This is a genomic window from Streptomyces sp. NPDC043861, from assembly GCF_056435905.1.
Map to the genome: position 1 here is coordinate 377,565 of NZ_JBWKDP010000005.1, position 19,268 is coordinate 396,832.

The window sequence follows — 19,268 nt, forward strand, 5'->3', positions numbered from 1 at the left end:
GTGGCCGGGGCACGCGAGCCCGGCCAGATCCAAACGAGAGGCCCTAGAGCTCGGGTCCGTCCCCCGGCCCCTCCTGATAGGAGTAGCGCTGCTGGCGCCAGGGGTCGCCGAGGTTGTGATAGCCCCGCTCCTCCCAGAAGCCCCGGCGGTCGGCGCTCATGTACTCGATGCCCCGCACCCACTTCGGGCCCTTCCAGGCATACAGATGCGGCACCACCAGCCGCAGCGGAAAACCGTGCTCGGCGGTGAGCAGCTCGCCGTCCTTGTGCGTGGCGAAGATCGTGCGCTCGGAGAGGAAGTCGGAGAGCCGCATGTTGGCGCTGTATCCGTACTCGGCCCAGACCATGACATGGGTGACCGCCGGCGACGGCGGGGCGAGCTCGACGACCGTCCGGGCGGGGACACCGCCCCATTCGGCCCCCAGCATGCTGAATTTCGTCACGCAGTGCAGATCGGCGACGACCGTGGCGAACGGCAGGGCCGAGAACTCCTCGTGGTTCCAGCAGCGCTTGTCCCCGTCGACCGTGGCCCCGAAGACGCGGAACTCCCAGCGGTCCGGCTTGAACTTGGGCACCGGCCCGTAGTGGGTGACGGGCCAGCCTCGCTGCAGCCGCTGCCCCGGAGGGAGCCCGGACTGCTCCGCCTCGCGAAATTCCCGGCTCTCCGGCTGACCCATGCCTTCAATGGTGACAGACGGGGAGGGGTGGTCATGACCAGGTCTGCGCCGATTCGGGCAACTCCTACTAAGCATGCACTTACTGGACGGTCCACGATCACGATGCGAGGATGCGCGCATCCTGCCCCAGTCACACGCGCGGAAGGAGCCTCTGCGATGCAGGGCGACCCCGAGGTCATCGAGTTCCTCAATGAGCAGCTGACTGCCGAATTGACCGCGATCAACCAGTACTTCCTGCACGCGAAGATGCAGGAGAACTTCGGCTGGACGAAGCTCGCCAAGTACACGCGGGCGGAGTCGTTCGACGAGATGAAGCACGCGGAGGTCCTGACCGACCGGATCCTCTTCCTGGAGGGCCTCCCGAACTACCAGCGGCTCTTCCACGTCCGGATCGGGCAGACCGTCACGGAGATGTTCCAGGCCGACCGGCAGGTCGAGGTCGAGGCCATCGACAGGCTGCGGCGCGGCATCGAGGTCATGCGGAACAAGGGCGACATCACGTCGGCGAACATCTTCGAGTCGATCCTGGCGGACGAGGAGCACCACATCGACTACCTCGACACCCAGCTGGAGCTGGTCGAGAAGCTCGGTGAAGCCCTCTACATCGCGCAGCTGATCGAGCAGCCGGAGAGCTAGTGCCGCGTCAGCCAAGGTTTGCCCCGTCGCGACGCCCGGCACGGCACCTCGCTGCGTTGCCGAATCAACCGAGTAGGCCCACTACGAGGTCGATCCAGTGCCTTGCGATCCACCGCACCGGACGCCGCTCCTTGACGGGCAAATCTTGCCTGACGCGGCACTAGGGCCTCTCGTTTGGATCTTGCCGAGCTCGCGTGCCCCGGCCCGCGACGCCTGGCCACTCGCACGCTGCGCGGGCGGGCTCGCCCGACGGCATCGAGGGCGAAGCGCCGCTGAAGGTCGCCCGGACAGGGCCTAGGCCGCTTCGGGAAGCTCGCCTGGTGCGTCTGCGACGGTCTCCGGGTCGGCGGCCAGGACGGCGGCGCCGTTGCCCTGGTCGAGCAGCTCCCGGCGGGGGCAGGCGCCACGGCCGAGGATGCCCTGGATCCTGCGGACGCACGATCCGCAGTCAGTGCCTGCCTTGGAGACGGACGCGATCTGGCGGGGGGTGCAGGCACCGGCCTCCGCGTGCTCCTTGACCTGCTTCTCCGTGATGCCGAAGCATGAGCAGACGTACACGCGGTTCACCTCCCGGCGGGATCGATAAGCAGTGCCCGTCCCGATTGATCGGTGAGGCTAACCTAACCTTACCCGCCACCCCCGGGACGCAAAAGCCCCGGAGACGACTGTGGGGCGCGGATCACATGGATCCGCGCCCCACGGGCGCGTGTCGCGTGGACACCGGCCGGGTCACTGGTCGCGGTACATCTCCGCCACCAGGAACGCCAGGTCCAGCGACTGGCTGCGGTTCAGCCGGGGGTCGCAGGCCGTCTCGTAGCGCTGGTGCAGATCGTCGACGAAGATCTCGTCGCCGCCGCCCACGCACTCGGTGACATCGTCACCGGTCAGCTCGACATGGATGCCGCCCGGGTGGGTGCCGAGCGCCTTGTGCACCTCGAAGAAGCCCTTGACCTCGTCGAGCACATCGTCGAAACGGCGTGTCTTGTGGCCGGACGCCGCCTCGAAGGTGTTGCCGTGCATCGGGTCGGTCACCCAGGCCACCGTGGCGCCGGACGCCGTGACCTTCTCGACGAGCTCCGGGAGCTTGTCCCGGACCTTGTCGGCGCCCATACGGACGACGAAGGTCAGCCGGCCGGGCTCCCGCTCCGGATCCAGCTTGTCGATGTACTGCAACGCCTCGTCGACCGTCGTGGTCGGACCGAGCTTCACACCGATCGGGTTGCGGATCTTCGACGCGAACTCGATGTGCGCACCGTCCATCTGCCGGGTGCGCTCACCGATCCAGACCATGTGGCCGGAGACGTCGTACAGCTGCCCGGTACGCGAGTCCACACGGGTCAGCGCCGTCTCGTAGTCCAGCAGCAGGGCCTCGTGCGAGGCGAAGAACTCCACCGTGCGGAACTCGGCCGGGTCGGTGCCGCAGGCCTTCATGAAGTTCAGCGCGTTGTCGATCTCGCGCGCCAGCTGCTCGTAGCGCTGCCCGGACGGGGACGACTTCACGAAGTCCTGGTTCCAGGCGTGCACCTGGCGCAGGTCCGCGTAGCCACCGGTGGTGAAGGCGCGCACGAGGTTGAGCGTCGACGCGGACGCGTGGTACATCCGCTTCAGCCGCTCGGGGTCCGGGACGCGGGCCTCCTCGGTGAACTCGAAGCCGTTGACGGAGTCGCCCCGGTAGGTCGGCAGTGTCACACCGTCCCGGGTCTCGGTCGGCTTGGAGCGCGGCTTGGAGTACTGACCGGCGATCCGGCCGACCTTGACGACCGGCACGGACGCGGCGTACGTCAGCACCGCACCCATCTGGAGCAGGGTCTTGAGCTTGTTACGGATGTGCTCGGCGGACACGGCGTCGAATGCCTCGGCGCAGTCGCCGCCCTGGAGCAGGAACGCCTCGCCCCTGGCGACGGCTCCCATCCGGGCGCGCAGCTGGTCGCACTCGCCCGCAAAGACGAGCGGCGGATACGACTCGAGGTCCGCGATCACATCGCGCAGAGCCTCGGCATCGGGGTACTCGGGCTGCTGCGCCGCGGGCAGGTTTCGCCAGGTGTTGCCACCGGTTGCGGTGGTCTTAGCGTTCACGGTCACCCCGACAACATTACGTGGTCGCACGTGCCGTCCAGCCTCCTGCTCACTTTTTGAGACGAACCACCCCCTACCCGTGATCACCTGAGGCAGGCGGGGGACCGTCGCCGGGATCATTCCGTTACGCTCTCCGCGGGATGGGGGCTGTCATGAACACCGAGCAGAACGGCTGACGCTGTGCGGGCAGTGCGGGCGGCCGCGGCGGTATCGGCGGCACTGGTCTGCCTCGGGGCGTCGTTGTGGGGCGTCTGGCTCCTCTTCGGGCCGCGGCTGGCCGCAGTCACGGGAGCGGGTCCGGCCGACGGCGTCCTCACGGTCGCCGAGTGCTACGACAACTACGACCTCGAGGGCAGTGTGATCGGCGTCGACTGCGAGGGCGTCTACGCACCCGCGGAAAGCCTGCGGACCCGCGACGACGTGTTCCTCCGCGGGGCCGACGACAGATATCCGGCGGGCACCCGGGTCGAGGTGCGGCTGATCGGCAGCATGGGCTACGAGCCGTCGGCCGTGGAGTTCGTGAAGTACGCGACGTGGGCGGCACTGCTCGTCATCCCGGGAGCGATGGCGTGCCTGTGGCTGTCCACCCTCGCGTGGCGCGGGACGGCGCCGGCTCCGGACGGCTACGTCCTGGTGCTGTTCGCGGGATCGATCGGCATCCTTGTGCTGGGCATCGGCATCCAGCTGCTGGCGGCCGTCGCGGTCCGGCTTCTCTGAACGTGCCGCGACCGTGCCGCGACCGTGCCGCGGCACGGCGTGTGCCGCGGCCGTCGGCATGCGGCAGTCGCCTCGCCCTCCGCGTCGGCGGCCTCTCTGCGGCCATGGACGGACGCGGCGCCTCCGGTCCGTTTCGGTTAAGGTGCCTCGCATGTACGCGCTGACCAACCAGAACTGGTGGTGGCCCGCTGGACCGGCGGCCCACCCATTCGCGCGTACCCACTGAACGATCACCGCGAAGGCCGCCCGAGGGGCGGCCTTTTCTCCGTTTCCAGGGCCGTTCCTCTCCACGATGGAAAGGAACACGGATGGACATCATCAGCAGACTGCTGGACGACGCCTGCCGTCTCCCGTTCGCCCTGCTCCACAGGCGCACACCGGGCCACGACCAGGACATCGTCGAGGTGCTCACGGGCCGCGTCCATGAGGCCGAACTGCTCGCCGACATCCCGGTGGGTGACCGCCCCTCGCTCGCGCTGGTGCCGTTCCGGCAGATCAGGGAGCGCGGATTCGACGTCCGGGACGACGGAACGCCGCTGACGGTACTGGTCGCGGACGAGACGCACGAGCTGCCCGTGGCGGATGTGCTCGAGCTGCTCCCCGGTCACGAGGTGCGGGTGGAGGGCGGCGGTTTCGACGTCACCGACCAGGACTACGCGGAGACGGTCCGGCGCGTCGTCGAGGACGAGATCGGAAGGGGCGAGGGGGCGAACTTCGTCATCCGGAGGACCTTCACGGGTGGGATCCCCGGCTTCGGCCGGGCCGATGCGCTCGCCCTCTTCCGTCGGCTGCTCGCGGGTGAGCGGGGCGCGTACTGGACGTTCGTCGTCCACACCGGGGAACGGACGCTCGTGGGGGCCAGCCCCGAGGTGCACGTCCGGATGTCGGGAGGGACCGTCGTGATGAACCCGATCAGCGGCACCTACCGCTATCCGGCCACCGGGCCGTCCCCCGAAGGTCTGCTGGACTTCCTCGGCGACCGCAAGGAGACCGACGAGCTCTCCATGGTCGTCGACGAGGAGCTGAAGATGATGTGCACCGTCGGCGACATGGGCGGGGTGGTCGTCGGACCCCGGCTCAGGGAAATGGCCCATCTCGCGCACACCGAGTACGAGCTGCGCGGACGTTCGTCGCTGGACGTACGGGACGTGCTGCGCGAGACCATGTTCGCGGCAACGGTCACCGGGTCGCCGGTCCAGAACGCGTGCCGGGTCATCGAACGGTACGAGCACGGCGGGCGCGGCTACTACGCCGGAGCGCTTGCGCTGCTCGGGCACGATGCGGGCGGGGCCCAGACCCTGGACTCACCGATCATGATCCGTACTGCCGACATCTCGGCCACCGGCGAGGTGCGCGTCCCGGTGGGCGCCACACTGGTCCGGCATTCGGACCCGCTGTCCGAGGTGGCCGAGACCCACGCCAAGGCGGCAGGGGTACTGGCCGCGCTGGGGGTCCCGGCACACGCGGCGGGCGGGGGGAGGGCCCGTCCCGTGCGGCCCCTCGGAGAGCCGGTCGGGGCACGGCCGGCCGACGATCCCCAGGTGCGTGCGGCACTGGACGCCCGGCGGGCAGGTCTGGCGCCGTTCTGGCTGAGGATGCAGTCACGCCCTGCGGAGGTGACGGGTCACGCCCTGGTGGTGGACGGTGAGGACACCTTCACCGCGATGCTCGCGCACCTGCTGCGCAGCTCGGGCCTGGAGGTGACCGTACGCCGCTACGACGAGCCGGGCGTACGGGAGGCGGCGCTGGCCCACGAAGGGCCCGTGGTCCTCGGTCCGGGGCCGGGCGATCCCGCCGATCCCACCGACCCGAGGATGCGCTTCCTGCGCTCCCTTGCCGCGGCGCTGCTGCGCGGGCACCGGGGCGGACTGCTGGGTGTGTGCCTGGGGCATGAACTCATCGCCGCGGAGCTGGGCCTGGACATCGCCCGCAAGGAGTCGCCCTTCCAGGGTGCCCAGATGCGGATCGATCTCTTCGGCACGGAGGAGACGGTGGGCTTCTACAACAGCTTCACGGCCGTGTGCGACACGGCGACCGCGGCGGAGCTGGCGCTGCGGGGGGTCGAGGTGGGGCGTGATCCTTCGACGGACGAGGTCCACGCGGTGCGGGGCCCCGGATTCGCCGGCATCCAGTTCCACCCGGAGTCGGTCCTGACGCTGCGCGGCCCGGAGGTCGTGCGGGCACTGCTGAAGGACGTGGTTCCGCAGCCCTCGGCGTAGACCCGGCCGCGGACCGGGCCCTTGCCGCCCGGGGGCCGCGCCTGGCATGACACCTGCGGCAGGACCGGTCCCCCTCTTCCCGGGCAAGGGGGCGGGGGACCGGGAGCCGAGGGCACGTTCAGCCGAAGAAGACGCCGACCTCCGCGTACAGCGCGGGATCGACCGTCTTCAGTTTCGATGTCGCCTCGGAGATGGGTACGCGCACGATGTCGGTGCCGCGCAGCGCCACCATCTTCCCGTAGTCGCCGTCGTGCACCGCGTCGACGGCGTGGAGGCCGAACCGGGTGGCCAGCCAGCGGTCGAAGGCGCTGGGGGTGCCACCGCGCTGGACATGGCCGAGGACCGTCGTCCTGGCCTCCTTGCCGGTGCGCTTCTCGATCTCCTTGGCCAGCCACTCGCCCACGCCCGAGAGCCGGACATGCCCGAAGGAGTCGAGCGTGCCGTCCTTGAGGACCATGTCACCGTCCTTGGGCATCGCCCCCTCGGCGACGACCACGATCGGCGCGTACGAGGCACGGAAGCGCGAGGTGACCCAGGCGCACACCTGGGCCACGTCGAAGCGCTGCTCCGGGATGAGGATGGCATTGGCACCTCCGGCAAGCCCCGAGTGCAGTGCGATCCAGCCCGCGTGACGGCCCATCACCTCCACGACCAGGACCCTCATGTGCGACTCGGCCGTGGTGTGCAGCCGGTCGATGGCCTCGGTCGCGATACCGACCGCCGTGTCGAAGCCGAAGGTGTAGTCCGTGGCGGAGAGATCGTTGTCGATCGTCTTGGGCACGCCCACGCAGTTGACGCCGTGCTCGTCGGCGAGGCGGGCGGCGACCCCAAGGGTGTCCTCGCCACCGATCGCGATGAGCGCCTCCACCTCGTGCTTGGCGAGGTTCTCCTTGATACGGCGGATGCCGTTCTCCTGCTTGAAGGGATTGGTGCGCGATGAGCCGAGGACCGTGCCGCCGCGTGGCAGGATGCCCCGCACGGCGGGGATGTCCAGGCGCACGGTGTCGCCCTCCAGCGGCCCGCGCCAGCCGTCCCGGTAGCCGGTGAACTCGTAGCCGTACTCCTGGACACCCTTGCGGACGATGCCGCGGATGACCGCATTGAGGCCGGGGCAGTCGCCGCCCCCGGTCAGTACTCCGACCCGCATGGAAGTTCCCTTCGCCGTCGGTGGTGGCATAGGGGAACCACGCTAGTAGTGACCTGTGTCACTCCGGGACGGTACGAAAGGTGAATTCCCGTACGGCAGGCGCACGTTGACACCCATCCGTTCACTCGCACGAGTGATCAGGCGTCGTCGAGGCCGCGCTCGATCGCATATCGGACGAGCTCCACGCGATTGTGCAGCTGGAGCTTGCCCAGGGTGTTCTGCACATGGTTCTGGACCGTGCGGTGCGAGATGACGAGACGCTCGGCGATCTGCTTGTACGAGAGGCCCTTGGCCACCAGCCGAAGCACTTCGGTCTCGCGCTCGGTCAGGCGCGGCGCCTTCGGCTCGTCGGGCCCGGCTGCCGGAGCGGGCTCGGTGGCCAGCCGCCGGTACTCCCCGAGCACCAGCCCCGCCAGGCCCGGTGTGAACACCGGGTCACCGACGGCGGTCCGCCGCACGGCGTCGATCAGCTCCTCCGTGCTGGCCGACTTCAGCAGATAGCCGGTCGCACCCGACTTCACCGCCTCCAGCACGTCGGCGTGCTCACCGCTCGCGGAGAGCACCAGCACCCGCAGCGCGGGGTTCGACCCGACGAGTTCCTTGCAGACGCGCACGCCGGGCATCCCGGGCAGATTCAGATCGAGAACGAGCACATCGGGTGCCGTGGCGAGGGCGCGGCGCACCGCCTGCGGTCCGTCGCCCGCGGTCGCGACCACGTCGCAGCCGGCCTCGGCCAGATCGCGTGCGACCGCATCGCGCCACATCGGGTGGTCGTCGACCACCATGACCCGCACCGGCTTCTGCTCCGTCGTCGTCTCCGCCATCGTCACGCCTTCCCCCGTGGGACCTTCAACTCGACTTCCGTGCCCTGTCCCGGCACCGAGACCAGCTCGGACGTGCCACCGATGTCCCGCAGCCGACCGCGGATCGAGAGTGCGACGCCGAGCCGCCCCTCCCCCTCGGCCTGGGCGAGCCTTCCCTCCGGGATGCCCGGCCCGTCATCCCTGACCGTCACGATCACCTCGTGCGGCCAGTCCTCGACCAGGATCCAGGCCTGTGCATCGTCTCCGGCGTGCCTGCGGACATTGTCCAGCGCGGCACCGACAGCGGCCGCGAGCTCCTTGGCCGGGTGCTCCGGAAGCAGCACCGGGGCGCCGGGCTCGGAGAGGGTGACCCGACAGCCGGCGTGCGCCGCCAGCAGCGTGCGCACATCGCACGGCCGTTCACCGGCGCCGTCCTGCCCGTCCTGCCCGTCATCGGGTTCGTCGACGAGGCGTACGACCGCGCCCTCCGCCTCGTCCTCCGACACCCTCGATGCGGGCACCAGGCCCCCGGCGACGAGGGTGCGCAGGGCGACCTCCTGCTCGCCCGCCATCCTGCCCAGCTCCGCCGCCTCGCCGCCGATCGCCGTGCCACGCCGCTGCACCATGGCCAGCACCTGGAGCACGCTGTCGTGGATGTCACGGGCCAGCCGCTCCCGCTCCCGGGTCGCCGCCTCGATCTCCAGGGCGCGGGCCAGGGTGCGCTCGGAGGCACGGGCGATCTCGACCACGTAGCCGATGCCGATGGAGGCGACCCAGACCAACAGGACGTTGTGGAACGTGTCCCGGCTGGGCTCGCCGCGCTCGATGATGTTGGCGACCGCGACGAGGGAGGAGGCGAAGCCCGCCCAGCGCCAGCCGCCCCTGATCGCGTAGGCGAGGACCGCCCCCGCCGTCCAGATCGACGGCAGGGTGGGGCCGTCGATCTGCTGGGCCTGGTCGTCGGCCAGCGGAGTGAGCAGAACGCCCGTGAGGGCCACGGTGAGGTCTGCGACGAGGAAACGCTTGGTGCAGGCGGCGGCGTTGGCCACCCTGGGAAGCGTGGCGAGGGTCCAGACGGCCAGGACTGCGAGGTAGCCGATGGCCACCCAGGGATGCTCGAACTTGTCCCGCGCGAAGACGAAGAGCAGCACGGCGTAGACCATCGTCAATACGCGGTACGCGGTCAGCGCGCGCCACAGCGGCAGCTCGACCGACATGCGCACGACACGCTCGCGTCTGGCCATGATTCCCCCGTCCCGCCCCTGCCGGACGACGCTACTGGGCGCCGTTCCGCTCCGCCCCTTCGCCCTTCGGCTCCGGCTCGGCCCGCTTCGCCTTCTCTGCCTTCTCCGCCTGCTTCGCGGCCCTGTCGGCTTCCTTCGCCGCCTCCTTGGCCGCTTCCCTGGCCGCCTTCTCCGCGTCGGCGATCTGCCGCTTGGCGGCCGTGGCGTAGATGTCCACGTACTCCTGCCCGGAGAGCTTCATGATCTCGTACATGACCTCGTCGGTCACCGAGCGCAGGATGAAGCGGTCGTGGTCCATGCCGTGGTAGCGGCTGAAGTCGAGCGGCTTGCCGATGCGGATGCCCGGGCGCATCAGCTTGGGGACGACCTTGCCGGGCGGCTGGATCTTCTCGGTGTCGATCATCGCGACCGGGATGACGGGTGCGCCCGTCGCGAGCGCCACCCGCGCGAGGCCGCCAGGCTTCCCCCGGTACAGCCGGCCGTCGGGCGAGCGGGTGCCCTCCGGGTAGATGCCGAACAGTTCACCGCGCTCGATGACCTCTATGCCGCTCTTGATGGCTGCCTCGCCCGCGCCGCGCGCACCCGAGCGGTCCACCGGCAGCTGGCCCACACCCTTGAAGAAGGCGGCGGTGAGCTTGCCCTTCAGACCCGGCGAGGTGAAGTACTCGGCCTTGGCGATGAAGGTGACCTTGCGGTCGAGGACCGCCGGGAGGAAGAAGGAGTCCGAGAAGGAGAGGTGGTTGCTCGCAAGGATCGCCGGCCCCTCGGCGGGAATGTTCTCGAGGCCCTCCACCCACGGCCTGAAGGCAAGCTTCAGTGACCCTCCGATGGAGAACTTCATTGCGCCGTAGATCAACTCGCGTGCCTTCCTGCCTGTCCGTCGGGAAGACCTTAACCCTGCGGGGCCTGCATGCTCTCCCCCGGGCCATGCTCGGGCACCGTCGACCCTGGTCGGTGTCAGCGCGGTCGCGTACGGTGAAGGCACCTTCGGATCGAACCTCTTCCGATGACGTCCCCTTCTCCTTCCTCTTTGCCCCTTTGTCCCTTCGTTCCTTCTCGTCCTCATGAACAGGAGACTCCGGTGCCGGTCCTTCCTGGAGCCGAGCCGTACCGCCACGAGGGTGGCGAGGTCGGCGTCCTTCTCTGTCACGGATTCACCGGTTGCCCGCAGTCGCTCCGTCCATGGGCGGAGTATCTGGCGGAGCGCGGTCTGACGGTGTCACTGCCGCTGCTGCCCGGACACGGCACCCGCTGGCAGGACATGCAGCTGACCGGCTGGCAGGACTGGTACGCCGAGGTGGACAGGGAACTGCGCGCGCTGAAGGAGCGCTGCAGCCACGTGTTCGTGTTCGGCCTGTCCATGGGCGGCGCGCTGACCCTGAGGCTCGCCGCCAAGCACGGCGACGCGATCAGCGGCATCGTGGTCGTCAACCCGGCCAACAAGGTGCACGGCCTCTCGGCGCACGCCCTTCCGGTGGCCCGCCACCTCGTCCGCACCACGAAGGGCCTGACCAGCGATATCGCCAAGGAGGGCGTGGAGGAGCTCGGCTACGACCGGGTGCCGCTGCACGCCGCGCACTCCCTGCGGAACTTCCTCCGGCTGGTCGACGGCGAGCTGCCGCAGGTCACCCAGCCGATGGTGCTGCTGCACAGCCCCCAGGACCATGTCGTTCCGCCCGTCGACTCGGCCCGGATCCTCAGCCGTGTGTCCTCGGTGGACGTGCAGGAGATCCTGCTGGAACAGAGCTACCACGTGGCGACGTTGGACCACGACGCGGAGCGGATTTTCGAGGAGAGTTACGCATTCGTCGGCCGCCTCGCTCCGAGTGTCGGGAAGAAGGGGAGCACCACCGGTGGCTGAGCAGCACGACGCGGACCGGGACGACCGGGACCGGGAGCCGCAGCCGATCGACGAGGACGCCGCCTGGGCGGCCATCGTCGCGGGCTACGGCACGGAGCCCGCGGACCCGCCGGGCGCCAGACCGTTCAAGTCCGTGGAGGACCTGGCCGGCCTGGACAAGGCGGTGAAGGGCGGCACACCCGCGGCCGGGGACGACGGGACTGAGGACGCCGGGCCGGACAGGCCCCTGGGCAGCTCGATCGTCTTCGCACCGGGCGTGGGCCCCGGCGCGGGCGGCCCGCGTGACTACGAGGTCGCCGAGGCGGGCGACGACGACCTCGACGAGACCGACGAAGGCCACTTCGTACCGCCGGAGCCGCCGCCGCTGCCGGAGGCCGACACGACCGCGAAGTTCGCATGGCTCGCGGTGATCGGCGGCCCGGTGCTGCTGCTGCTCGCCGTTCTCCTCCAGTGGGACATGACGTGGTGGCTCACCACGCTGGGCGTCGGTGGCTTCCTCGGCGGCTTTGCCACGCTGGTGGCCCGCATGGCCCACGGTGACGACGAGGACGACGACGACCCCGGCCGGGGCGCCGTGGTCTGAGCAGGCCCCCGTCGGCACCGACGCCCCGGGGGATGCAGAGCCCACCGGTGGCGAACGGGCGTCGGACCGGGGAGCGGGAACACACGTGGGCCCGGCCGGGCCTTCCCTCCGGCCGGGCCCTCCTCACATCCCCACACCAGGGCGCGCCACCCGGGAAGGACCGGTGTGGAGTCCGGCATGCGTCAGACCGCGGGCAGCCGCAGGGCGGCCAGCACCGGCAGATGGTCGGTCGCGGCCCTCAGGTCGTGCGCCGTGACACCGGGGAGGCGGGACGGCACGCCGCAGCCGAGCACTTCGATGCCACGGGTGGCGAAGACCGCGTCGATGCGCTGGTGCGGATCGGCGGGCGGGAAGGTGTACTCACCGCCCCAGGGGCCGACGGTCCAGCAGTCCTGCAGCTCGGCCGCGAGCCGCCGGAACGCGGGGCCCTTGGGGCGTTCGTTGATGTCACCGGCAGCGATCGCGTGCGGCACGTCCATGGTCGCGAGGCGGTCGAGCAGCATCCCTGCCTGGGCGTAGCGCTCGTCGCTCTGAAGGCTCAGATGACAGCTGAGCACCCCGACCCTGGCCCGGCCGAACCGTACGACGGCAGTGGCGAAGCCGCGGCGGTGCAGTCCGGGGGTGAGCGGCAGCAGCACGTCCTCGGTGTGCTCCACGGTCGCCCGCAGTGAGCAGAGCAGGAGCGGCCCGGCGGAGGTCGCTCCCCCGCTCAGCATCACCAGTTCGCTCTTGGCGGCCAGCCGCGCCGCGTGCTTGCGCCACCGGAAGAATCGCGGCGCCTCCTGGACGAACACAAGATCGGGCCGGCAGGCCCGGATCACCCGGGCGAGGGCGTCCTCGTCGTCCCGCATCGACCGGATGTTGTAGCTGAGCACCCTGACGACGGCCGAACCGTCGGGCTCGGTGCGGGAGTTGGGCAGCGGTTGCGTCTCGGACGTCGCCATGCGGTCAAGATAACGGGCTCAGGCCCTGTTGCCCGGCCTGTGCCGCGGGCGTGCCGCGCCTCCCGGCCCGGCGGCAGGGCGGCGCAGGAGCGACGGGGTACGGCAACCCGGCGGGCCGCCGGGGACACGCGCGTGCCCGCCGGCCCCGGTGAAGGGGCCCGGCGGGCACGCTCGAGAACGCGTGCCGTCGGCCCGGCCGTCAGCCCTGCCCGGCCTTCAGCCCTGCCTGGCCAGGTCGGCCGCACCGACGAGGCCGGCCTTGTTCCCCAGCTGGGCGGCGAGGACCTGGGCGTGCGGGCGCCACTGGGCGCCGATCAGCCAGCGGCGGAAGGACTTGCGGATCGGATCCAGAACGAGCTCGCCCTCGTCCGAGACACCGCCGCCGACGATGAACGCGGACGGGTCGAAGAGCGAGGCGAGATCGGCCAGACCCGCGCCCGCCCAGCGGGCCAGCTCGCGGAAGGAGTCGATCGCGACCTTGTCGCCCTGCCGGGCCGCATCGCTGACGTGCCTGCCCTCGACGCCTTCGGGCGTGCCGTCGCCGAGACCGAGCAGGATCGCCGCGTTCTCGGGGGTCGCCCGGGCGCGCTGCCGGGCGTAACGGACGAGCGCCCGCCCCGACGCGTACTGCTCCCAGCAGCCCTGGCTGCCGCAGCCGCACAGCAGACCGTCGGGGACCATCCGGATGTGGCCGAACTCCGCGGCCACACCGAAGCGCCCGCGTCGCAGCTTGTTGCCGATGATGATGCCGCCGCCGAGACCGGTGCCGAGCGTGATGCAGATGACGTCCTCGTGGCCCTGGCCCGCACCGAAGCGGTATTCCCCCCACGCCGCGGCGTTGGCGTCGTTCTCCACCACGACGGGGAGGCCGACCCGCTGCTCGACCTTGTCCTTGAGCGGCTCGTGCCGCCAGTCGATGTTCGGCGCGAAGAGGACGGTGGCCCGCTTCTCGTCGACGTAGCCGGCGGCGCCGATGCCGACCGCTTCGATGCTGTGGCCCTTACCGGCCCCGGTGACGGCCGAGGAGATCGCGTCGACGATGGCATCTGCGGTCGGCGGAGTGGGCACCGTGTGCGTCTCGAGAATGGTGCCCGCGTCGTCGACCACGCCGGCCGCAATCTTGGTGCCGCCGATGTCGACGCCGATGGTGAGTCCCATGTGTCCCTCAGTTTTCGGTCGAGCCCCGCTAAGGGCAACGGTACCGGAGGGACTCCCGACCTCAGTCCAGGTCGATCTTCTCGCTCGGACCGTCGTCGCGTCCGTCCCGCCCGTCACGGGTCGTCGGCTCGTCACGCGTCCAGCGCCGCTCATGGCCCTCGACGGCCGAGCGGTAGGCCGCCAGCAGCTCGTTGCCTGCGGCCGCCAGGTGGTCGAAGACCTGCGGGTTTCGCTCGATAACCGGCTCGACGGCCGCCTTGGCCTGGCTGATCAGCTGCTGCACGGCTCCCTGGGCCGCCACGCCGAAGAGCGGGTTCTGCAGCGAGGACATCTTCTCGGTAACGGCGTCCATCAGCCTGCGCAGCTCCTCGGCCGCGGAACCGGGCCCCGGACCGTGCTGCTCGCGGCGGCGGGCCCGCTCGGCCTCCAGGTCCTCGGCACACGCATCGGCCCAGGCGTCGGGGTCGACGGGACGCTCGGTGGCATCGCTCATGGCGTACTCCTGGAGAACGGGACTGCGTACCGTCGACGGTACCCGAACGGGCCGTTGCCGTTCAGCGCCCCCGCGGCCACAGACCGGGGTCCGGCGTGAATCTGACCCTCAGCTCACCGTCCTTGAGGCCCGCGCCCGAGACGGTGCAGCGGCGCAGGACGGACGCCAGGGGCACGATCCGCCGGAAATCTCCGACCGTGAGGAGCAGTTCGTCGCCCCGGCGGACCAGCTGCACCTGTTCCCTGACCGCTCCTGGCAGCGGCAGCACCCAGTGGAACTCGTCGCCCGCGGCCCCGGGCTCCCCCTGGAGGGCGCCCGGGCCCAGGATCTCCCAGGGCTCGGTCGGCCCGGCCTCCCGGGGCTCGAGCCCGGTGGCGAGGCCGTCACCGTGAAGGTGACCGCCGCCGGTGCTTGCCCCGTCGAAGGTGGAGCAGGACGCCCCGGTGTCCAGCGCGGTCAGATCGTCCTGTCCCCGGGCATCACGGCCGAGGTGCCGGACCTCGCAGAGCGAGGAGGCGGACGGCACGTCCGCGTACCACTCCCGCAGGGTCTTCTCCTGCTGCGCCTGGAGCCCGGCGAGCCAGGGGTCGGAGGATGCGGGCGGCAGGGTCCGGTTCGGTACGAGGGCGTCGATGTGCATCCCGTACAGCGCAAGGCCCAGCCGGGCGGTGCGCAGGGCGTCCTCGGCGGCGGGCCCGGGCTCGGCGACGAGCCGTACCGTCGTGTTCCGGTCCTCGATCAGGTCCTGCACGGCGGAGAGTTCCGCCTCCCAGCGTGCGGCGGTCTCGTACAGCCACTGGGCAGGCATCGGCACACCCGCGAGCTGGGCCAGCACCGGACGCAGTGCCCGGGCCGCCTGCCGCTCGGGCGGGAGCAGCCGGCGCAGATAACGGCGGAGCTGTTCGGGCAGGCCGAGCAGGGCGATGGTCTCGCGCACCGGGGGCATGTCGACGACGACCACGTCCCAGTCGCCGCCGCGCAGATCCCGCAGCGCACGCAGCAGCGCGAACTGCTCACTGCCGGGGAGCTCGGTGAGCTCCTCGTCCTCCAGCCTGTGCGCGCCCAGCAGACCGAGCGCCGTCGTACTGCGCTCCTGGAAGGCGAGCAGTTCGGCACGGAAGTGCGCACCGGAGTCGATCCGCGCGGCCCAGAGCCCCTCAGTCACCTCGTCCGGTCCGGTGCCGACCCTGGCCCCGAGCACGGCATCGGCTTCTCCCGAGAGCAGCAGGGTCCGCTTTCCGCGCCGCGCAGCGGCGAGCGCGGTGGCCGCGGCGACGGTGGTACGGCCCGAACCCCCGGGCCCGGTGACGAGGACGATGCGCATGGGAGGGATGGAGTCAGGCCTTCGGCCCGGCGCCGGACTCGACGCGCTTCTTCAGACCGGCGAGGGCACGGTCGATGATGACCTTCTCCGCCTTGCGCTTGATCATGCCGAGCATCGGGATCTTGACGTCGACGGTCAGCTGGTAGGTGACTTCGGTGCGCTCGCCGCCGGCGATCGGCGCCAGCGTGTACGAACCGTCCAGGGAGCGGAGCATCTGCGACTTGACCAGGGTCCAGGAGACCTGGTTCGCGCCGGTCCAGGTGTACGCGAGCGTGTGGTCGTCCTTGATGGCTCCGGCGTCGAGCACCAGCCGGACCTGCAACGCACGTCCCTGGTCGTCCTTCTCCAGGACCTCGGTCTCCTTCACCTCACCCGTCCACTCCGGGTAGCGCGCGAAGTCGGAGATCACCCCCATCACATCGGTCGGTGCCGCGTCGATGGTGATGCTCGAGCTGGTGTGTTCCGCCATCGCCGGGCTCCTCCAGTGCTATCCGGACGGGGTTGCGGTGTGCAATCTACCGTGACCGGACCGGTCACCATTCCAGGGCCCACGGCCTTCCCGTCGCCGCGAAGTGCCCGACGTTCACGCACTCGGTGGAGCCGATCCGCATCCGGCGCGCCAGGGGTTGATGGACGTGCCCGAAGAGTGCATACCGCGGCCGGGTCCGCCGGATGGCGTCGAGCAGGGCCCGGCTGCCGCGCTCGAAGCGGCGCGGAACGACGTCATAGGTCAGCTCCGGCACATCGGGCGGGATGTGCGAGCACAGGACGTCGACCTCGCCGAGGGCCTCGACCTTCGCGGCGTACTCCTCGTCCGAGATCTCGAACGGCGTGCGCATCGGGGTGCGCAGGCCGCCGCCGACGAAGCCGAAGACGCGTCCGTCCAGCTCGATGCGCTGCCCGTCGAGAACGGTGGTGCCCGGACCCGCGTACTCGGGCCAGAGGGAAGGAATGTCGACATTGCCGTAGGTCGCGTACGTAGGGGTGGGGAAGGCCGCGAACATCTCGGCGTACTGCTTGCGCACCGCCGAGAGGATCGCCGCGTCCCGGTCGAGCCCGGCCCACAGCCGTTGCCCGAGTGCGCGGGCCTCGTCGAAGCGGCGGGCGGTGCGCAGCTCGACGATCAGATCGGCGTTCTCGACACCGAAGAGATCGGGGAAGATGCCGCGCGAGTGATCCGCGTAGTCGAGGAAGAGCACCAGGTCACCCAGGCAGATCAGGGCGTCGGCCCCGTCGCCGGCTCTGGCCAGATCCTGTGCGTTCCCGTGTACGTCGCTGACCACATGAACTCGCATGCCGATCACCCTAGGCTCGCCGAAGGCACGTGGGTAGACGGGGCTGGACCTGCGGTTACTTCCAGGTGGTCGCACGGGTGGAATAGGGTTCCCGGTGCAGCGCCACACCGGTGTGACGCACAGAACATCTGGCCGGGACCCCCTATCCGGAACCAAGTACTGATGGGTAACGTCCGGGCAGTCCCCGGTGCGTTCACACAGAGCCGTGGCGCCGGCGCCCGATGAGGAGCAGCAGTCTTGCGCGAGTTCAGCCTTCCGGCCCTGTACGAGGTCCCTACGGACGGCAATCTGACGGATCTCATCCGCCGCAATGCCACGCAGCATCCGGACGTGGCCGTCATGGGGAGAAAGGTCGCGGGCGTCTGGACGGACGTGACCGCCACCCAGTTCCTGGCCGAGGTACGGGCCGCCGCCAAGGGTCTGATCGCCGCCGGCGTGCAGCCCGGCGACCGGGTCGCCCTGATGTCCCGCACCCGCTACGAGTGGGTGCAGCTGGACTTCGCGATCTGGAGCACCGGCGCGGTGACCGTGCCGGTGTACGAGACCAGTTCGCCCGAGCAGGTGCAGTGGATCCTCGGCGACTCCGGCGCGGTCGCGGTCGTCGTGGAGAGCGATGCGCACGCCGCCGCAGTGGAGTCGGTGCGGGCGGGACTGCCGGCCCTCAAGCAGGTCTGGCAGATCGAGCGCGGCGCCATCGAGGAGCTGACCGCCGCTGGTGCGGAGATCACCGACGAGACGGTGGACGAGCGCAGCGCGGTCGCCAAGGCCGACGACCCGGCGACGATCGTCTACACATCGGGCACCACCGGCCGCCCCAAGGGCTGTGTGCTCACCCACCGCGCGTTCTTCGCGGAGTGCGGCAATCTGGTCGAGCGTCTCAAGCCGCTCTTCCGCACGGGCCACAGCTCCGTGCTGCTCTTCCTCCCCGCCGCACACGTCTTCGGACGCATGGTCGCGCTCGCGCCCGCCATGGCACCGATCAAGCTCGGCTGCGTGCCGGACATCAAGAACCTCACCGATGAACTCGCCTCCTTCCGGCCGACACTCATCCTCGGTGTGCCACGTGTCTTCGAGAAGGTCTACAACTCCGCGCGGGCGAAGGCCCAGGCGGACGGAAAGGGCAAGATCTTCGACAAGGCGTCGGACACGGCGATCGCCTACAGCCGGGCCCTCGACACCCCGCAGGGCGCATCGCTCGGGCTGAAGCTCAAGCACAAGGTGTTCGACAAGCTCGTCTACAGCAAGCTGCGTGCGGTGCTGGGCGGCCGTGGCGAGTTCGCCATCTCCGGTGGCGCGCCGCTGGGCGAGCGTCTCGGCCACTTCTACCGCGGCATCGGCTTCACGGTGCTCGAGGGGTACGGCCTGACCGAGACCTGTGCCGCCACGGCCTTCAACCCGTGGGACCGCCAGAAGATCGGCACGGTCGGGCAGCCGCTGCCCGGCTCGGTGGTCCGGATCGCCGACGACGGCGAGGTCCTGGTGCACGGCGAGCATGTCTTCTCGGGCTACTGGAACAACGAGGCGGCGACCGCGGAGGCGCTGGCCGACGGCTGGTTCCACACCGGTGACATCGGCACGCTCGACGAGGACGGATACCTCGCGATCACGGGCCGGAAGAAGGAGATCCTGGTGACCGCGGGCGGCAAGAACGTCGCCCCGGCGGTCATCGAGGACCGCATCCGGGCGCACGCGCTGATCGCGGAGTGCATGGTCGTCGGTGACGGGCGGCCGTTCGTGGGCGCGCTGGTCACCATCGACGAGGAGTTTCTGGCCCGCTGGGCCGCCGACCACGGCAAGCCGGCCGGTTCGACGGCGGCTTCGCTGCGCGAGGACACGGATCTGCTGGCGGAGGTCCAGCGGGCGGTGGACGAGGGCAATGCCGCGGTTTCCAAGGCTGAATCGGTGCGGAAGTTCAGGATCCTGGACTCCCAGTTCACGGAGGAGGCCGGCCACATCACGCCGTCGCTGAAGCTGAAGCGGAATGTGGTGGCGAAGGACTTCGCCGATGAGATCGAGGCGATCTACCGGGGCTAGAGCCTTTCGTTTGGGGTCGGGCTGGATCGGTGAGCGGGGTCCGGTGCGTGCGATCGCA

The 19,268-nt window shown here is 70.2% G+C and carries 19 protein-coding genes; 6 read left to right on the forward strand and 13 right to left on the reverse strand.

Going from position 1 to position 19,268, the window contains the following annotated elements:
* Positions 1 to 43: 43 nt before the first annotated feature.
* Positions 44 to 676, reverse strand: a complete 633-nt coding sequence (locus tag AC068D_RS15230; RefSeq protein ID WP_478823478.1) for a sulfite oxidase-like oxidoreductase — start codon at positions 674 to 676, stop codon at positions 44 to 46.
* 156 nt (positions 677 to 832) lie between these two features.
* Between AC068D_RS15230 and bfr the strand changes: the two genes are divergently transcribed.
* Positions 833 to 1,312, forward strand: a complete 480-nt coding sequence (gene bfr / locus AC068D_RS15235; RefSeq protein WP_478655279.1) for a bacterioferritin — start codon at positions 833 to 835, stop codon at positions 1,310 to 1,312.
* Positions 1,313 to 1,606: 294 nt separating this feature from the next.
* Here bfr and AC068D_RS15240 read toward each other — a convergent pair whose 3' ends face one another.
* Positions 1,607 to 1,879, reverse strand: a complete 273-nt coding sequence (locus AC068D_RS15240) for a (2Fe-2S)-binding protein (protein WP_478823479.1) — start codon at positions 1,877 to 1,879, stop codon at positions 1,607 to 1,609.
* 162 nt (positions 1,880 to 2,041) lie between these two features.
* Entirely contained in the window at positions 2,042 to 3,388 is a 1,347-nt protein-coding gene (locus AC068D_RS15245) for a class II 3-deoxy-7-phosphoheptulonate synthase (RefSeq protein ID WP_478823595.1), read from the reverse strand.
* A gap of 180 nt (positions 3,389 to 3,568) precedes the next feature.
* On the opposite strand from AC068D_RS15245, the gene AC068D_RS15250 reads away from it, so the two are divergent.
* Positions 3,569 to 4,105, forward strand: a complete 537-nt coding sequence (locus AC068D_RS15250) for a hypothetical protein (RefSeq protein ID WP_478823480.1) — start codon at positions 3,569 to 3,571, stop codon at positions 4,103 to 4,105.
* A gap of 308 nt (positions 4,106 to 4,413) precedes the next feature.
* The gene (locus tag AC068D_RS15255) at positions 4,414 to 6,324 is read left to right on the forward strand and encodes an anthranilate synthase family protein (protein ID WP_478823481.1); all 1,911 of its coding nucleotides are present in this window, start codon (positions 4,414 to 4,416) and stop codon (positions 6,322 to 6,324) included.
* Between the two features lie 118 nt (positions 6,325 to 6,442).
* Here the strand turns inward: AC068D_RS15255 and AC068D_RS15260 are convergent, their stop codons facing one another.
* From AC068D_RS15260 to AC068D_RS15275, 4 genes are all read right to left on the reverse strand, one after another.
* Positions 6,443 to 7,471, reverse strand: a complete 1,029-nt coding sequence (locus tag AC068D_RS15260) for a 6-phosphofructokinase (RefSeq protein WP_478823482.1) — start codon at positions 7,469 to 7,471, stop codon at positions 6,443 to 6,445.
* 137 nt (positions 7,472 to 7,608) lie between these two features.
* The gene (locus AC068D_RS15265) at positions 7,609 to 8,295 is read right to left on the reverse strand and encodes a response regulator (protein WP_478823483.1); all 687 of its coding nucleotides are present in this window, start codon (positions 8,293 to 8,295) and stop codon (positions 7,609 to 7,611) included.
* 2 nt (positions 8,296 to 8,297) lie between these two features.
* Positions 8,298 to 9,518: a MacS family sensor histidine kinase gene (macS, locus tag AC068D_RS15270; protein ID WP_478823484.1), complete on the reverse strand. Its 1,221-nt coding sequence runs from the start codon at positions 9,516 to 9,518 to the stop codon at positions 8,298 to 8,300.
* A gap of 31 nt (positions 9,519 to 9,549) precedes the next feature.
* The gene (locus AC068D_RS15275; RefSeq protein WP_478823485.1) at positions 9,550 to 10,359 is read right to left on the reverse strand and encodes a lysophospholipid acyltransferase family protein; all 810 of its coding nucleotides are present in this window, start codon (positions 10,357 to 10,359) and stop codon (positions 9,550 to 9,552) included.
* Positions 10,360 to 10,599: 240 nt separating this feature from the next.
* Here AC068D_RS15275 and AC068D_RS15280 point away from each other — a divergent pair, with 240 nt between their 5' ends.
* Together AC068D_RS15280 and AC068D_RS15285 are read left to right on the forward strand one after the other, a co-directional pair.
* The gene (locus AC068D_RS15280; protein WP_478823486.1) at positions 10,600 to 11,379 is read left to right on the forward strand and encodes an alpha/beta hydrolase; all 780 of its coding nucleotides are present in this window, start codon (positions 10,600 to 10,602) and stop codon (positions 11,377 to 11,379) included.
* The gene (locus AC068D_RS15285; RefSeq protein WP_478823487.1) at positions 11,372 to 11,962 is read left to right on the forward strand and encodes a hypothetical protein; all 591 of its coding nucleotides are present in this window, start codon (positions 11,372 to 11,374) and stop codon (positions 11,960 to 11,962) included. The genes AC068D_RS15280 and AC068D_RS15285 overlap by 8 nt, the downstream gene beginning before the upstream one ends.
* 182 nt (positions 11,963 to 12,144) lie before the next feature.
* On the opposite strand, the gene AC068D_RS15290 is transcribed toward AC068D_RS15285, so the two are convergent.
* From AC068D_RS15290 to AC068D_RS15315, 6 genes are all read right to left on the reverse strand, one after another.
* Positions 12,145 to 12,906, reverse strand: a complete 762-nt coding sequence (locus tag AC068D_RS15290; protein WP_478823488.1) for an endonuclease/exonuclease/phosphatase family protein — start codon at positions 12,904 to 12,906, stop codon at positions 12,145 to 12,147.
* A gap of 216 nt (positions 12,907 to 13,122) precedes the next feature.
* A complete protein-coding gene (locus AC068D_RS15295; RefSeq protein WP_478823489.1) occupies positions 13,123 to 14,064 on the reverse strand; it encodes an ROK family glucokinase in 942 nt (313 codons plus the stop codon).
* A 61-nt stretch (positions 14,065 to 14,125) separates the two neighbouring features.
* Positions 14,126 to 14,557 carry a DUF5304 domain-containing protein gene (locus AC068D_RS15300; RefSeq protein ID WP_478823490.1) on the reverse strand — a complete coding sequence of 144 codons (432 nt, stop codon included), beginning with the start codon at positions 14,555 to 14,557 and terminating at the stop codon, positions 14,126 to 14,128.
* A gap of 61 nt (positions 14,558 to 14,618) precedes the next feature.
* Positions 14,619 to 15,881 carry an ArsA family ATPase gene (locus tag AC068D_RS15305; protein ID WP_478823491.1) on the reverse strand — a complete coding sequence of 421 codons (1,263 nt, stop codon included), beginning with the start codon at positions 15,879 to 15,881 and terminating at the stop codon, positions 14,619 to 14,621.
* A 13-nt stretch (positions 15,882 to 15,894) separates the two neighbouring features.
* Positions 15,895 to 16,350 carry an SRPBCC family protein gene (locus AC068D_RS15310; RefSeq protein ID WP_478823492.1) on the reverse strand — a complete coding sequence of 152 codons (456 nt, stop codon included), beginning with the start codon at positions 16,348 to 16,350 and terminating at the stop codon, positions 15,895 to 15,897.
* 64 nt (positions 16,351 to 16,414) lie between these two features.
* Positions 16,415 to 17,176: a metallophosphoesterase family protein gene (locus AC068D_RS15315; protein ID WP_478823493.1), complete on the reverse strand. Its 762-nt coding sequence runs from the start codon at positions 17,174 to 17,176 to the stop codon at positions 16,415 to 16,417.
* A 237-nt stretch (positions 17,177 to 17,413) separates the two neighbouring features.
* Here AC068D_RS15315 and AC068D_RS15320 point away from each other — a divergent pair, with 237 nt between their 5' ends.
* Positions 17,414 to 19,210: an AMP-dependent synthetase/ligase gene (locus tag AC068D_RS15320; RefSeq protein WP_478823494.1), complete on the forward strand. Its 1,797-nt coding sequence runs from the start codon at positions 17,414 to 17,416 to the stop codon at positions 19,208 to 19,210.
* Positions 19,211 to 19,268 lie beyond the last annotated feature (58 nt).